A 15,482-nucleotide genomic window follows, 5' to 3' on the forward strand; every position below is an offset into this window, starting at 1 on the left:
GCTGCTCGCGTTTGCCCTGGTTTCGGCGGTCGGGGCAGCACTACCCAGCAGGAACGTTCAGGTACTCGGCCCCGAACGTTCGGCCGGCACGTTCCCGCCTCACTCCCCCGTCCCCGACAGCGTCCGCACCAGCGCGTCCAGGACACCCGTGAAGGCGTGGTCCGGCGGGGTGCCGTAGGCGGCGATCAGGCCGTCGCGGGCCGGCGGGGCCTCCGGGTGGCGGTAGCGGCTCAGGCCCTCGACGGCCAGGCCCTGCCAGGCCGCCGCCTTGAGCGTGCCGCGCTCGGTGCCGTCAGGCAGTTCGAGCACGGCGTGCAGGCCCGCGGCGATGCCCGTGACGCGGACGTGCGGGGCGTGCTCGGCGAGGACGGACACCAGCTGGTCGCGGCGGCGGCGGTAGCGCAGGCGCATGGCGCGCAGGTGACGGTCGTACGCGCCGGAGTCGATGAACTCCGCGAGGGTCAGCTGGTCGAGGGCGCCCGACTGGTACTCACCCATGCCCTTGACGGTCAGCACCTCGTCGACGAGGTCCTCGGGCAGCACCATCCACGCGAGCCGCAGGGCGGGGGCCAGGCTCTTGCTCGCCGTGCCGAAGTAGACCACCCGCTCGGGGTCCAGGCCCTGCAGGGCGCCGACCTGCTGCCGGTCGTAGCGGAACTCGCCGTCGTAGTCGTCCTCGAGGATCAGCCCGCCGGTGCGCGCGGCCCAGCCGACGACCGCCGCGCGCCGGTCCGGGTGCAGGGCCACGCCCATGGGGAACTGGTGGGCGGGGGTGAGCAGGACGGCCCGCGCGGCCTTGAGGGCGGCCAGGTCCTCGGTGCGCGTGCCGCGTTCGTCCAGGCCGAGCGGCGTCGTGCGCAGCCCGGCGCGGTCGATCACCTCGCGGTGGAACCACAGCCCGTACGACTCCACGCCCATCTCGCGCACCCCGCGCCCCCGCAGGACCCTGCTCAGGACCGCCAGCCCCTGCATGAACCCGGCGCACACCACGATCCGCTCCGGGGTGGCGCGCACGCCGCGGGCCCGTGCCAGGTAGTCGGCGAGGACGGCCCGCAGCTCGGGCCGCCCGGCCGGGTCGGCGTAGCCGAAGGCCGAGTTGGGCGCGGCGGTCAGCGCCCGGCGCGCGGCCGACAGCCAGGCGGCACGCGGGAAGGAGGCGACGTCGGCGGTGCCGGGCATCAGGTCGTACGCGGCCTTCGGCCGGGCGCGGGCGGGGCGCGGGCCACGGGCGGGAGCGCTCGCGCGCGGTGTCCCGGTGCGCTGTGCGACGCGGGTGCCGGAGCCCTGGCGGGCGGTGAGCCAGCCCTCGGCGACCAGGTCGCCGTAGGCCTCGGCGACGGTGTTGCGGGCGATGCCCAGGTCGGCGGCGAGGGTGCGGGAGGACGGCAGCCGGGTGCCCGGGGTGAGCCGGCCCGTCCGTACGGACTCCCGCAGCGCGCGGGTCAGGCAGGCGCGCACGCCACCGGGACCGGTGAGGTCGAGATGCAGGTCAGAGCCGGAAGTGGCCCACTTTTCCACCATGGAAATGGACCATACCGGTGGGCTACCGGATCCGTAGGGTCGTAGGCATGACGACGAACGAGAACACGAACACCACCGGCCAGTACGTGCCCGAGCACACCCCCCGCATGCAGCTGCCGAACCTGGCCCCCGACGTCTACAAGGCGATGATCAAGCTGGACTCGGCGGCCAACAAGGGTGTCGACCCCGTGCTGCTGGAGCTGGTGAAGATCCGCGCCTCGCAGATCAACCACTGTGCCTTCTGCCTGGACATGCACACCAAGGACGCCCTGGCGGCGGGCGAGAGCGTCGAGCGCATCATCCAGCTGAGCGCGTGGGAGGAGTCGAAGCACTTCTACACCGCGAAGGAGATCGCGGCGATCGAGCTGACCGAGGCGATCACCGTCCTGACGGACGGCTTCGTCCCGGACGAGGTCTATGCCAAGGCCGCCGAGCAGTTCGACGAGACCGAGCTCGCGCACCTCATCTCGGCGATCATCGTGATCAACGCCTGGAACCGCATCGCCGTGACCACGCGCGGCGTCCCGGGCCACTACAAGCCGGGTTCCCTGAAGCACTGATCGTCGAGCGGGAGGCGGCCGGAGGCAACAGGGGTGCCGCCGGCCGCCTGCCGTGCTACTTCAGCCAGGCCTTCCAGACGTCCGGGTGCTTCTCGACCCAGCGCTTGGCCGCCTCGTCCGCCGAGAGCCTGTCCTCGGCGATCATCTGCGCCACCTCGTTCTGGTCCGCCTTCGACCAGGTGAAGTTCTTCAGGAAGCGGGCCGCCTTGCCGCCCTTCTTCGTGAACTCGGTGTTCAGGAACTTCTTCAGCGGCGTCGTCGGATACGCGCAGTCGACCGTCGACGGGTCCTCCGCGCCCTTCTCGGCGCAGGCCTCGGTGTGCTCGGGGAGCTTCACCTCGACCATCGGAACCTCGTTGAACAGCCACTGGGGCTCGTACCAGTACGTCAGGAAGGGCTTCTTCTGCTTGGCGTACTGCTGGATCTGGGTGATCTGGGCGGCCTCGGAGCCGGCGAAGACGACCTGGTAGTCCAGGTTCAGGTTCTTCACCAGCGCCTTGTCGTTGGTGACGTAGGACGGCGAGCCGTCCAGCAGCTGCCCCTTGCCGCCGCTCTCCGGGCCGCGCAGCTGCGCGGCGTACTTGTTCAGGTTCTTCCAGTCCAGGACGTCCGGGTGGGCGTCGGCGAAGTACTTGGGCACCCACCAGCCGATGTGGCCGGTGACGCCGATACCGCCGCCGTCCGTGACGGTCTTCTTCTGCTTGACGTAACGCTTCTCCTGCTCCGGGTGGCCCCAGTCCTCCAGGATGGCGTCGACGCGGCCCTGGCTGAGGGCGTCCCAGGCGGGGACCTCGTCGACCTGGACGGTGTCCACCCGGTAGCCCAGCTCGTGCTCCAGCAGGTACTGGGCGACGGCCGCGTTCGCGCGGGCGCCGACCCAGGACTGCACGGAGAGGGTGACGGTCTTCGCGCCCGCCGCGTTGGCGTACGGCGAGGACTGCTTGGTCATGTCGGCCGCGCCGCAGCCCGTGGCCGTCGCCACGAGGGCGACGACGGCCGCGCCGGTGAGCACCTTCGTGCGCAGCAGCATCTCAGTCCTCCTTCGTCTTCGTCGGCTGTGTGACCCGGTCGAGCATCAGCCCCAGGCAGGCGATCGCCGTACCGGCCATCAGCCCGGTGGCCAGGTCGCCCTGCGCCAGGCCGAAGACCACCTCGTAGCCGAGCGCCCCGCCGCCGACGAGGCCGCCGATGATGACGACGGACAGCACCAGCACCACGGCCTGGTTGACCGCGAGCAGCAACTCCGCGCGTGCGAGCGGGAACTGCACGTGTCGCAGCTGCTGCCCGCCCGTCGCGCCCAGCGAGCGGGCCGACTCCAGGGCGGCCGGGTCGGCCTGCCGCAGCCCCTGGCTGACGATGCGGACGACGGCCGGCAGCGCGTAGACGATCGCGGCCGCGGCGGCCGGCGCACGGCCGATGCCGAAGAGGGCGACGACCGGGATCAGGTACACGAACTGCGGCATGGTCTGGAAGACGTCCAGGACCGGCCGCAGCAGCCGCTCCACCCGCGGGCTGCGGGCCGCGGCGACCGCGATCGCGATGCCCAGGACGAGCGTGACGGCCACCGCCGCCAGCACCTGGGACAGCGTGTCCATGGCGACGGTCCAGCGGCCCAGCACGCCGATCGCGGCCAGCGACAGGACGGCCGTCAGGGCGGTGCGCCAGGTGCCGATCGCCCAGGAGAGGGCGGCCACCAGGACCAGCGCGCCCCACCAGGGGAGGCCCTGGAGGCCGTCGCGCAGGGGGTCGAGGACCCAGGCGGTGTAGTGGGCGGCCCAGTCGGCGGTGCCGCCGAGGCCTGCGGGGAGGCCGGTGTAGAGGTGGTCGACCATCCAGTCCTTGGCGTTGTTGACCGGGGTCGCTATCGCGACGGTCCAGGTGTCGGGCCAGGACGTGCCCGTCAGGCGGCCGAGGGCTGCGACCGCCGCGATGGCTGCGGCCCACGTGGTTGCCGTTCGGGTGCGGGTCCGTTTCCGGTTGTGCCCACCCTCCCCCAGCCTTCGGCCGGGGGTGCCCCCATCGCCCTGCGGAACGACTGCCCACAACCGGCGCGGGGACGCCGAGCCCGCCGTCGTCCGGTCGAGGACGATCGCCAGCAGGACGATCGGGATGCCTGCTGCCAGGGCGCTGCCGACGTCGACCGTGGACAGGGCCTGGTAGACGCGGTCGCCGAGGCCGTCGGCGCCGATGACCGAGGCGATGACCGCCATCGACAGCGCCATCATGATGCTCTGGTTGACGCCCAGCAGCAGCTCGCGGCGGGCCAGCGGCAGCCGTGCCGTCAGCAGTCGCTGGCGGCCGGTGGCGCCCAGCGAGTCGACCGCCTCCAGCACGCCCTTGTCCGTGCCGCGCAGGCCCAGGGCCGTCAGCCTCGCCATCGGCGGGGCCGCGTAGACGACGGTGGCCAGCACGGCCGGTGCCACGCCGATGCCGAAGACCAGCACCACCGGCAGCAGATAGGCGAAGGCCGGCAGCGCCTGCATGGTGTCCAGCACGGGGCGCAGCGCCCGGAACGTACGGTCCGACAGCCCGGCCGCGAGGCCCAGCAGCGCGCCGACCGCGACCGAGGCCGCGACGGCGACGATCATCAGCGCGAGGGTGCGCATCGTCGGCACCCACATGCCCAGCAGCCCGCACACGGCGAACGACGCGAGCGCGGTCACGCCCGCCCGTACGCCCGCCAGCCGCCAGGCCAGCAGCGTGGCGCCCGCCGTGACACCGGCCCAGCCGAGGGCGAGCAGCACCACGTACACACCCCGCACCGCCGCGATGATGGCGTTGCTGATGTGCCCGAAGAAGTACAGGAAGAGCCAGTGGCTGTCGCGGTTGTCGATGATCCAGTCGTTGGCCCGGCCCAGCGGGCCGGCCAGGTCGACGGTCAGCGCGTCCGGCCAGGCGCCGCTGCCCCAGCGGGCCGCGGCGAGCGGCGCCAGCACGGCGGTGGCGGCGCCGAGCAGCAGCAGCTTGCGCGCCACGGGCCGCCGCCAGGCGGCGCGCAGCGGGCCCGGCGGCGCGGCCGCCTGGTGGGGGACGGTGGTGGTGACGCTGCTCATGCCACGGCCTTCTTGAGGGAGTGCACCCGGCCGGGTATCCGGTCGAGCCCCGCGACGATGTTCAGCAGGGACTTGAAGTCGACGATGCCCAGGCACCGTCCGGCGTCGACGACCCGGGCCGGGCCGCCGGTGCGGGCCACGGTCTCGATGGCGTCGGCGACGGTCGTCGCGGGGGTGAGCGCGGGCCCGGACTCGGCCTCGCCGGCGCTGCGCACCGGGCGCATGGCGCGGCGGACGGTCAGGACCTGCTCGCGCGGCACGTCCCGGACGAAGTCGCGGACGTAGTCGTCGGCCGGGGAGCCGACGATCTCCTCGGGGGTGCCGCACTGCACGACGCGGCCGCCGCGCATCAGGGCGATGCGGTCGCCGACGCGCAGGGCCTCGCTCAGGTCGTGGGTGATGAAGACCATCGTGCGGCCCTCGTCGCGGTTGAGGCGTACGACCTCTTCCTGCATGTCGCGGCGGATCAGCGGGTCGAGGGCGCTGAACGGCTCGTCGAACAGCAGCACCTCGGGGTCGGCGGCCAGGGCCCTGGCCAGGCCGACGCGCTGCTGCTGGCCGCCGGAGAGCTGGCCGGGGCGGCGGGCCTCCATGCCCGCCAGGCCGACCTTCTCCACCATCTCGGCGGCCTTGGCGCGGCGTTCGGCCTTGCCGACGCCCTGGATCTCCAGGCCGTAGGCGACGTTGTCGAGGACGGTGCGGTGCGGGAGCAGCCCGAAGTGCTGGAAGACCATGGCGGCCCGGTGCCGGCGCAGGTCGCGCAGGGCGCCCTTGTCCATGCCGCGCACGTCCTCGCCGTCGATGGCGATCGTGCCGGCGGTGGGCTCGATGAGGCGGGTGAGGCATCGGACGAGCGTGGACTTGCCGGAGCCGGAGAGGCCCATGACCACGAAGCACTCGCCGGGGCGGACGTCGAAGGAGACGTCGCGGACGGCGACAGTGCAACCGGTGCGCTCGCGCAGCTCCTCGGGGGACAGGCCGGCCAGCTCGCCGCCGGGCACGCGCTCGGCCTTGGGGCCGAAGACCTTCCACAGGTTGCGGACGGAGAAGACGGGCGGCCCGGCCGGGCCGTCCACCGTGGTCGTGGCGGCCGCGGCCGCCTGCTGCGCGTTCCTGCCCACTGGGCCGCCTCCGGTACTGGTGCCGTTCACTGGACGTCACCTCCGTTTTCGGAGCCTGCTGCAAGCAGTTCGGCGCACTTCTCCCCCACCATCAGCACGCCGATCATCGGGTTGACGGCCGTCATCGTCGGGAAGACCGACGCGTCGGCGATACGGATACCGTCCAGCCCGCGAATGCGCAACTGCGGGTCGACGACGGCCAGTTCGTCGCCGACGGCGCCCATGCGGCAGGTGCCGGCCGGGTGGTAGACGGTGTGGGCGACCTTGCGCGCGTACTCGCTGAGGTCCTCGTCCGAGGTGATCTCCGGGCCGGGGCAGACCTCGCGCTTGAGCCAGCCCGCCAGCGGCTCGGTCTTCGCGATCTCGCGGGCGAGGCGGATGCCGTCGACGAGCGTACGGGCGTCGTAGTCCTCCTCGTCCGTGAAGTAGCGGAAGTCGAGGGCGGGCTTGACGGCCGGGTCGGCGCTGGTCAGGTAGAGCCGGCCGCGGCTGCGCGGCTTGGGGATGTTGGGGGTCATCGACACGCCGTGCTCGGGCTTCTCGTAGCCCAGGCGCTCGGGGTTGTCGGTGAAGGGGATCTGGTAGAAGTGGAACATCAGGTCGGGGCCGCCCGCCGCCGGGTCGCGCTGCACGAACAGGCCCGCGTCGGAGTCCATCGCCGAGTTCTCGGGGATCGGGCCGTCCGTCTCCCACACGATGACCGACTCGGGGTGGTCGAGCAGGTTCTCGCCGACGCCCGGCAGGTCGTGGACCACGGGTATGCCCAGCGCGTCCAGGTCGGCCTTGGGGCTGATGCCCGAGTGCAGCAGCAGCCGCGGGGTGTCCACGGCGCCGGCGCACACCAGCACCTCGCGCCGCGCCTCGACGAGGACCTCCTCGCCGTCCTTGGTGCGCACCCACACGCCCGTGGCGCGGGTGCCGTCCAGCTCCAGCCGGTACGCCCAGGTCTCCAGCATCAGGTGGAGGTTGGGGCGGTCGAGGAAGGGGTGGAGGTAGGCCACCGAGGCGGAGGAGCGCCTGTTGTCCTCGGGGTGGTAGGCGAGGTCGAAGAAGCCCACGCCCTCGTGGAAGGGCTTCCTGTTGAAGCCCTCGACGCGCGGCACGTCGGCCGCCTGCAGCGCTGCCTCGACGAAGTCGCGGGCGATGGCGTTCCGGTCCTTCTCGTCCACCGGCACGATGTTGTTGCGCAGCCGGGCGAAGTAGGGGTCCATCGACTCCGCGTCCCAGCCCTCGGCGCCCGCCTCGGCCCACTCGTCCCAGTCGCCGGGCAGCGGCTTGAAGGAGATGAGGGTGTTGTGCGAGGAGCAGCCGCCCAGGACGCGGGCGCGGCTGTGCCGGATGTGGGAGTTGCCGCGCGGCTGCTCGGTGGTCGGGTAGTCGTAGTCCAGGTCGCCGCCGAGCAGGCCGAGCCAGCGGCGCAGGGTCAGGACGTCCTCGCGGCCGACGTCGGTGGGGCCGCCCTCGATGACGGCGACGCTCACGTCGGGGTCCTCGGTCAGGCGGGAGGCGATGACGGAGCCTGCGGTGCCGCCGCCGATGACGACATAGTCGTGGAGGGACATGATGGGGGTGAACTCCTTCTGCGGGCAGGAACGTTGCTGCGGCAACGTGCGCGGTGGCGCGGGGGCCGGGCGGTGTGCCGCGGACTCAGCCCGCGAACCAGCGCACCGGCTTCGGCTCGAGGTTCTGGTAGACGTGCTTGGCCTCGCGGTACTCGGCCAGTCCGGACGGGCCCAGCTCGCGCCCGACGCCGGACTTGCCGAAGCCGCCCCATTCCGCCTGCGGGAGGTAGGGGTGGTAGTCGTTGATCCACACCGTGCCGTGGCGCAGCCGGCCGGCGACGCGGCGCGCACGGCCCGCGTCCTTCGTCCAGACCGCGCCCGCCAGGCCGTACTCGGTGTCGTTGGCCAGCGCCACCGCCTCGTCCTCCGTGTGGAAGGTCTCGACGGTGAGGATGGGGCCGAAGGTCTCCTCGCGGACGACCTTCATCTCGCCGTGGCACAGGTCCAGCACGGTCGGCGCGTAGAAGTAGCCGGTCGCCGGACGGACGTCACTGGGCTCGGGGCGGCGGCCGCCGCAGCGCAGGGCCGCGCCCTCGGCGAGCGCGAAGGACACGTACGCCTCGGTCTTGGCGAGCTGCTGCGCGGAGACCAGCGGTCCGCACTCGACACCCTTCTCGGTGCCGCGCCCGAGCCTGATCCGCTCGGCGCGGCGGGCGAGTTCGGCGACGAAGCGGTCGCGCACGGACTCCTCGATGATGAGGCGGGAGCCGGCCGAGCAGACCTGGCCGCTGTGGATGAAGGCGGCGTTGAGGGCCTGGTCGACGACGGTGTCGAAGTCCTCGTCGCTCGCGCAGGCGTCGGCGAAGACGACGTTGGGGTTCTTGCCGCCGAGTTCGAGGGCGACCTTCTTGACGGTCGGCGCGGCGGCGGCCGCCACCTTGGTGCCGCTGGCGAGGCCGCCGGTGAAGGAGACGAGGTCGACGTCCGGGTGCTCGGCGAGCCGGGCGCCGACGGGGTCGCCCGCGCCGGTGACGAGGTTGGCGACGCCGTCCGGCAGTCCGGCCTCGGCCAGCAGCCGGACCAGGTGCACGGTGGACAGCGGGGTGACCTCGCTGGGCTTGATCACGAAGGTGTTGCCGGCGGCCAGGGCCGGGGCGATCTTCCAGCTGGCCTGCAGCAGCGGGTAGTTCCAGGGCGTGATCAGCGCGCACACGCCGACCGGCTCGTGCACGACGACGCTGTGCACGGTGTCCGAGCCGGCGTCGACGACGCGGCCGGGGCCCTCGGCCACCACCAGGTCGGCGAAGTAGCGGAAGGCGTCGCGTACGCAGTCGACGTCGATGCGGCCCTCTTCGAGGGTCTTGCCGGTGTCCCGGCTCTCGGTCAGCGCGATCTCCTCGCGGTCGCGCTCGAGGAGGTCCGCCACACGGCGCAGCAGCGCGGCCCGCTCGGCGACGGGCGTGCGCGGCCAGCGGCCCTCGCCCCCGTCGAACGCGCGGCGGGCGGCGGCCACGGCGGCGTCGGTGTCCGCCACGCCGCCCTCGGAAACGATGGCCAGCGTCGTGGCGTCCGCGGGGTCGAGGACCTCCCGCTGCGCGCCGGACGCGGCGCCGCGCCACACCCCGTCGACGTGGATGGTCTCGACTGACGACATCACTTGTGCCCTTGCCTTCCGGTGACGAACGGTCGCGTCGCCGGTGCGGACCGCGAACGGCCCGGCACCGGCAACGGGACGCCCCTAACCAGAGGGGGAGAACCTATGCCTCCTTTTTCACGAAGAGTGACGCGAGTCACTCTGAGTCGCTGCTGCCTAGCCCGAGCAGTAGCCGGTCGGGCAGAAGGAGCCCGTCACCGCCCGGTAGGTCTGCAGCGTCGTCGACCGGTCGTACCCGGGTCCGGCGACCAGCAGCGCGTATTTGCGCCGGTCGGGCGCGGTACGGGCCTGGAGGACGACGTGGCGGGTGGAGTAGTCGGCGTGGGTGTAGGTGTACTCGTACTCGCCGGCGTCCCCGCTCAGCCTGCTGAGGCGGATCTTCCGGTAGTCGCGGTACTTCGAGACGTACTTCTCGGTGGCCAGCAGGGAGTCGTACGGCGTCGTCTCCGGGCCCTGGAGCGCGAAGACCTGGATCAGGCGGCGGCCGTCGGACGACTTGTAGAACACGCTGGTCCCCTCGGTGCTGCGCGTCCACCCCGTGGGCACGTCCAGCCGGAATCCGGCGGGATCCACGGTGCGTACGTACCGGCCCGTTCCTGTGGTGGGGCCGGTGGTGGGACTCGGGGCGGGGGTGTAGCCGCCGCCCGACGTCGTGCCGGACGTCGTGCCGTAGGTGGAGCCGTACGACGATCCATAGGTCGACCCGTACGTGGAGCCGTAGGTCGATCCGGAAGAGGACCCGTACGTCGACCCGGACGAGGACCCGTACGTCGACGGGCCGGGGCTCGGGGAGGCGGTGGCGCTGGGCGTCCCGTAGATGCCGCTGTCGCCGTCGGGGTCGTCGTCGCCGCGTACGAGGGCCCAGATGCCGGTGCCGATGGCGGCGGCCAGCACCACGCCGGCGACCGCGCCGGCCAGGATCGACGCGTGCGAGGGGCCGGTGGGCGGTGGTTCGGGCGGGGGCGCGAGGGTCACCTCGGGCTCACCCGCGGAAGGTGTTGCTCCGGTCGGTGGTTCGTCCACCCACTGCTGCAGGTCGGCGTCCCAGTAGCTCATGTGCCTCGCCGCCTCACGTCAGTAACTGGCTGATCGCCTGGGCGACGGCGGCGGCGGACGCCAGCGCCCCGATGGCCGTGGCGCCGTCGGTCAGCAGCTCGCGCACCCGGCTCAGGCGCGCACCGCGGGTGCGGCCTTCCCGGCGGGCGTCCTCCTCCAGGCCCGTCAACTCGTCGTCGAGCTCGGCCAGCCGCTCGGTACGGGCGAACCGGGGCAGGTCCTGCCGCAGTTCCCCCACCGCCGTGAGCAGCTCGGGCGGGACCGTGAGCAGCCGGCGGGAGGCGTCGACCGCGCGGGCGTCCCGGCCGGTGGCGGCCGCGCCGCCACTCATCTCGCCGATGACGATGCCGCCGGGGCCCGGGGCGGGCACGGGCGGGACGGGGTGGTGCGTGCCCTCCTGCGGGGCGGGCGCACCGGTCCGTTCGGAGCGGTCCTCGGCCGTGGCGCCCGGACCGCTGGCGGCCGCGCCGCCGGTCATGCGGCCGATGGAGATGCCGCCGGAGCCACCGGAGCCACCCTCGGCGCCGGATTTTCCTCGTTCGTGCTGTTCGTCCGTCGTCATCGTCCCCCGCTTCCGGTGAGGTTCTTGGCCTCGGCACCCGCGCCCGTGGCGACGGCCCCGCCGCTCATCGAGCCGATGAAGATGCCGCCCTCACTGATCTGCACGATCTGCTGCTCGAACTGGTCCGTCTCGTAGCCCTGCGAGCGCAGGGCGTCGCGTACGCCGCTGGCGATCCGGTCCTGGACCGTCTTCACATAGCGGCTGATGTCCATCTCCTGGAACAGGGACACCTCCTGCACGCCGCCCATCTCCCGTACCGAGCCGGCGGGGCCGTCCGGCACCGCCCGCCGCGGATCGGCGAGCCAGGTGCGGAAGCCGGAGGCGGCCGAGCGCACCATGGAGATCGCCGCCGCGAATCCGGCGGCGGGCGCGGACAGCAGCGCGCGTACGCCGTCGCGCAGGATGTCGTCCTCGCCGCGCGACGCGATCACGTCGACCGCCCGGAACTCGGGCCGGACGGGCGCCAGGACGTGCGGGGCGACTTCCAGGACGAGCATCCCGCCCTGGGTGTGCACCCTGGCCAGCACGGAGACGACGACCTGCTCGTCCCACGCGCCGACGCGCACGCGCAGGAAGTAGCGGCGGGCCTCGCCGCCCTCGTTGACCGACTCGGCCAGGTGCCGCTGTACGGTCTGGTCGTCGTACGCCACGCCGGTCCGCCGCGGCCCGACGGGGAGGTAGACGAACTCCTCGATCTCCAGGTCCTTCAGCCGGTCCCGGCTGGTCGCCGCCGCGGCCTCGCGCAGCGCCTCGAGGCGGGGCCGGATCAGCTCGACGACGGTGCGCCCGGTGAAGGGCGCGGGCCCGCTCGCCGCGCCCTCGCGCTTCTTGAGCTCCAGCGCGAAGGACCACGGCTCGTAGGGCACGCCCATGCCGATGAACGGCCGGTAGGCGTCGTAGATCGTCAGCCCCGCGTACTGCTCGCGGTCGATGGACCGGGCGATGCGCTGGTGGTACGCGGTGGTGGGCATCGCCCGGGGCCGGGCGCGGAAGGCCTCGCGGCTCAGCTCGTTGCGCATCACCTCCGCCACACGCTGGCGGTGCAGCCACACGGGCAGCACCAGCAGCAGCGGGAAGATGACGCCGACCCAGTTGTTCGCCCCCTGGGACAGCGCCCAGAAGGTGAACACCCAGTAGCCGAGCGTCAGCAGGGGCAGCCCCACGGGCAGCAGCGCGCGCAGGGCGGCATTGCCCTTGAGGGCCTGGCGCAAGGTGCGCTTGTCGACGACGTACGGGGCCGAGCCGCGCCCGGCGGCGGCGTGCGCGGCCCAGTGCACCAGACAGACGACGGCGTAGGCCGCGGACCAGATCGGCACCGGCACCCCTTCGGGGGTGGACGCCCAGTCGACGGCGATGAAGCCCACCCACAGGGCGAGCAGGAGCAGTGCGGTCAGCGTGTCCTGACCCCGGGCGCGCAGCGCGTGTGCGAGCACCGGCACGACGTCCACGCCCAGCGAGGGCGCGATCGGTCGTTCTTCATGTTCCACCAGCTCTTCGATGACCCGGCGGCGGAACTCGATGTCGAGGTAGGTCCCCGCGCAGAGTAACCGTGTGGCCTCTGTCGGGGACTCGTGGGCGGACTGACTCATCTCGATCCCCCGATCCGTCGAACTCGCTTTCGGTTACACGAGTTGACGTATTTTCGGAAGACCTCAGAATAAGCCACGGGGGCCGCGGGTGACCCCTGTCGTCCCGAGACTGTTCGCCGGATCGGACCCTCGTCGCACACGCGAACGCCCCCGGCGGCTCATTGGCCGCCGGGGGCGTTCGCGTGTGCGATCAGGCGATCGGATCAGTGATCGGATCCGATCCGGTCAGGTCACGCTCCGGTCAGATGAGGCCGAGGCCGCGGACCGCGTCGCGCTCCTCCTCGAGCTCCTTGACCGAGGCGTCGATGCGGGCGCGGGAGAACTCGTTGATCTCCAGGCCCTGGACGATCTCGTACTTGCCGTCCTTCACGGTGACCGGGAAGGAGGAGATGAGGCCCTGCGGGACGCCGTAGGAGCCGTCCGAGGGGATGCCCATGGAGGTCCAGTCGCCGTCGGCGGTGCCGTTGACCCAGGTGTGGACGTGGTCGATGGCGGCGTTCGCGGCCGAGGCGGCCGAGGAGGCGCCACGGGCCTCGATGATCGCGGCACCGCGCTTGGCGACGGTCGGGATGAAGGTGTCGGCCAGCCACTGCTCGTCGTTCACGACCTCGGCGGCGTTCTTGCCCGCCACCTCGGCGTGGAAGATGTCCGGGTACTGGGTGGCGGAGTGGTTGCCCCAGATCGTCAGGCGGCGGATCTCGGAGACGGCGACGCCGGTCTTCTTGGCCAGCTGCGAGATGGCGCGGTTGTGGTCCAGACGGGTCATCGCGGTGAAGCGCTCGGCCGGCACGTCCGGGGCCGCCGCCTGCGCGATGAGGGCGTTGGTGTTGGCCGGGTTGCCCACGACGAGGACCTTGATGTCGTCCGCGGCGTGGTCGTTGATGGCCTTGCCCTGCGGCTTGAAGATGCCGCCGTTGGCCTCGAGCAGGTCGCCGCGCTCCATGCCCTTGGTGCGGGGGCGGGCGCCGACCAGCAGCGCGACGTTGGCACCGTCGAAGGCCACGTTCGGGTCGTCGGTGATCTCGATGCCGCGCAGCAGCGGGAACGCGCAGTCGTCGAGCTCCATGGCGGTGCCCTCGGCGGCCTTCAGGCCCTGCGGGATCTCCAGCAGGCGCAGCTTGACCGGCACGTCCGCGCCGAGGAGGTGACCGGAGGCGATGCGGAAGAGCAGCGCGTAGCCGATCTGACCGGCCGCGCCGGTGACGGTGACATTGACGGGAGTGCGGGTCATGGCGATCTCCTGCTGCGAACTGAGGTGGGTGTCCCTGCCCAGGTGTGTCGATCTCTCTTGGTGTCAAGAGATCCGGCGCCAGGCTATCCGACCGCGCACCCCCCGCACCGCCGACCCGGTGTGGGACGCCTCACCGTCGCCCCGCCGTCACCTCACCGCCGCCTCGCCGCCCGGACGCTCAGCCGGTGGGGCCCGGCCGCGCCGACGCCGCCGGGCGCGGCACCGTGCAGCCCTTGCGCCCCGACATCAGCGCCGCGCACGCCGACGCCTGGCCCGGGTCCGTCACGGCGATCATGCGCGTGTGGCCGTCGGCACCGCGGTCGACCGTGCCGCTCTCCGTCCGGGACTGTCCGCCGGTGGTGCTTATGCGCAGAATGTCCCCCGGCGCGGCCTGGGTGATGCGGGCCCAGGCGGCACCGCAGACCTTGCTGTACCGCACCTCGAGGTAGGAGGTGCCGACCGTCGCCGAACCGGCCGTGGTGGCGTGGCTGCCGCCGCAGCCCATGGTCTCGGGGTCCTTTCCGGCGCAGTCGCCGCCGGAGCACTTCACGCCCTCGGGCACCTGGGCGGCCGGGCTGTTCACGCTCGGCGTGGCCACCGCCCCGTGCGCGACCTTGCCCTCGTCCCCCGCCCCGAGCAGCAGCACGCCCGAGGCGACGACGAAGAGGGCACCCACGGCGCCCACGGTGAACAGCACGGCGTTGCGGCGGGTGCGCCCGGAGTCCCTGGGGGGAGCGAGGGGGATCGCCTTCTCCCGGACGTCCGGCGACTCGCCGGGCGGCCTGGACAGACCCGGCAGGGGTGTGGCCTCAGGACCGTCGGTGGGCCCCGCGGATGCGGGGCCCGGCCTCGGCTCGCCGCCCTGACGCCCGTCGCCGGTCTCCCGCGCCGCGGCACTCTCGCTGCGCAGGGCGGTACGGATCCTCCCCGCCGCCCGCTGCCCCTCCGCCTCGGGCGACGGCCCGAACTCGCCCAGCGCCGCGCGGGCCTCGGCGACCCTGATGGCCTCCATCGTCACGTCGTGCCGCAGCTCGGAGCGGCTCCAGGCCCGTTCGGCCAGCTCCCACAGCGTGCCCAGATGCCCGACGTCGGTACCCGTGGCCTCGGCCAGCGCCTCCGCCGCCCCGCGCGGCGGCAGCAACCGGCCGTTGAGGTAGCGCTCCCAGGACGTCTTGCTGTAGCCGGTGCGGTCCGCGACGGCGGCGATGCTCAAGCCGCTGCGCTCGACGAGTCTGCGCAGCTGTTCGGCGAACTCGCGCACCTGCGGATCGAGTTCTTCCGGTAGCGCCCTCCAACGAGGCATTGCCCTCCCCCTGTCCCCCGGTACGAGCGGTCGTCTTCCCCCACGTGGCCGGGCGTCCCTGCACAGCCTCGTCATCGGCTACCCACGGGGATGCCCGAAAGCAGCATGTCAGTTCCCAATGGGGCGGCGCACGGTGGCATTTGAGGTTGATCAAGCTCTCGGGGCGCACGCCCCTGGGAGCGCGTCCGGCGCCCCCGCCCGCCGACCGCGCGCCCACCGCGCGTCACCGCTCGGTGACGCGCCTCGCCGAGCTGATACGGAAGGGCGACCTCGTACCGGAACGGTCACCTCCGCGCCACAGGGCCGCTGCGGGCCTTGATCACGTCTCTC

12 protein-coding genes are annotated in these 15,482 nt (G+C 72.7%); 1 reads left to right on the forward strand and 11 read right to left on the reverse strand.

The features are described from left to right. Positions 1-99: 99 nt before the first annotated feature. Complete coding sequence (locus ACIG36_RS24320; RefSeq protein ID WP_399931525.1) at positions 100-1,521, reverse strand: PLP-dependent aminotransferase family protein; 1,422 nt, start codon at positions 1,519-1,521, stop codon at positions 100-102. Between the two features lie 47 nt (positions 1,522-1,568). Between ACIG36_RS24320 and ACIG36_RS24325 the strand changes: the two genes are divergently transcribed. Next, positions 1,569-2,081: a carboxymuconolactone decarboxylase family protein gene (locus ACIG36_RS24325; RefSeq protein WP_399931528.1), complete on the forward strand. Its 513-nt coding sequence runs from the start codon at positions 1,569-1,571 to the stop codon at positions 2,079-2,081. 55 nt (positions 2,082-2,136) lie between these two features. On the opposite strand, the gene ACIG36_RS24330 is transcribed toward ACIG36_RS24325, so the two are convergent. The 10 genes from ACIG36_RS24330 to ACIG36_RS24375 form a co-directional block, all read right to left on the reverse strand. Next, positions 2,137-3,111 carry an ABC transporter substrate-binding protein gene (locus ACIG36_RS24330; RefSeq protein ID WP_399931530.1) on the reverse strand — a complete coding sequence of 325 codons (975 nt, stop codon included), beginning with the start codon at positions 3,109-3,111 and terminating at the stop codon, positions 2,137-2,139. Between the two features lies 1 nt (position 3,112). Beyond that, entirely contained in the window at positions 3,113-5,134 is a 2,022-nt protein-coding gene (locus tag ACIG36_RS24335; RefSeq protein ID WP_399931533.1) for an ABC transporter permease, read from the reverse strand. Next, positions 5,131-6,285, reverse strand: a complete 1,155-nt coding sequence (locus tag ACIG36_RS24340; RefSeq protein WP_399931536.1) for a glycine betaine/L-proline ABC transporter ATP-binding protein — start codon at positions 6,283-6,285, stop codon at positions 5,131-5,133. The genes ACIG36_RS24335 and ACIG36_RS24340 overlap by 4 nt, the downstream gene beginning before the upstream one ends. Continuing rightward, the gene (locus tag ACIG36_RS24345; RefSeq protein WP_399931539.1) at positions 6,282-7,817 is read right to left on the reverse strand and encodes a GMC family oxidoreductase; all 1,536 of its coding nucleotides are present in this window, start codon (positions 7,815-7,817) and stop codon (positions 6,282-6,284) included. Before ACIG36_RS24345 ends, ACIG36_RS24340 begins: the two co-directional genes overlap by 4 nt. 85 nt (positions 7,818-7,902) lie before the next feature. Beyond that, entirely contained in the window at positions 7,903-9,411 is a 1,509-nt protein-coding gene (locus tag ACIG36_RS24350) for an aldehyde dehydrogenase family protein (protein ID WP_399931542.1), read from the reverse strand. Positions 9,412-9,567: 156 nt separating this feature from the next. Next, on the reverse strand, positions 9,568-10,467 hold the full coding sequence (locus ACIG36_RS24355; RefSeq protein WP_399931545.1) for a hypothetical protein: 900 nt from the start codon (positions 10,465-10,467) through the stop codon (positions 9,568-9,570). 13 nt (positions 10,468-10,480) lie between these two features. Further along, complete coding sequence (locus ACIG36_RS24360; RefSeq protein ID WP_399931548.1) at positions 10,481-11,029, reverse strand: hypothetical protein; 549 nt, start codon at positions 11,027-11,029, stop codon at positions 10,481-10,483. Continuing rightward, on the reverse strand, positions 11,026-12,618 hold the full coding sequence (locus ACIG36_RS24365; RefSeq protein WP_399931551.1) for a hypothetical protein: 1,593 nt from the start codon (positions 12,616-12,618) through the stop codon (positions 11,026-11,028). Before ACIG36_RS24365 ends, ACIG36_RS24360 begins: the two co-directional genes overlap by 4 nt. 241 nt (positions 12,619-12,859) lie before the next feature. Then, entirely contained in the window at positions 12,860-13,849 is a 990-nt protein-coding gene (locus ACIG36_RS24370; protein ID WP_399931553.1) for a malate dehydrogenase, read from the reverse strand. A 178-nt stretch (positions 13,850-14,027) separates the two neighbouring features. Next, positions 14,028-15,152 carry a helix-turn-helix domain-containing protein gene (locus tag ACIG36_RS24375; RefSeq protein ID WP_399931555.1) on the reverse strand — a complete coding sequence of 375 codons (1,125 nt, stop codon included), beginning with the start codon at positions 15,150-15,152 and terminating at the stop codon, positions 14,028-14,030. Positions 15,153-15,482: the final 330 nt, after the last annotated feature.

The organism is Streptomyces sp. NPDC053048 (assembly GCF_044547045.1).
Lineage (GTDB): Bacteria > Actinomycetota > Actinomycetes > Streptomycetales > Streptomycetaceae > Streptomyces.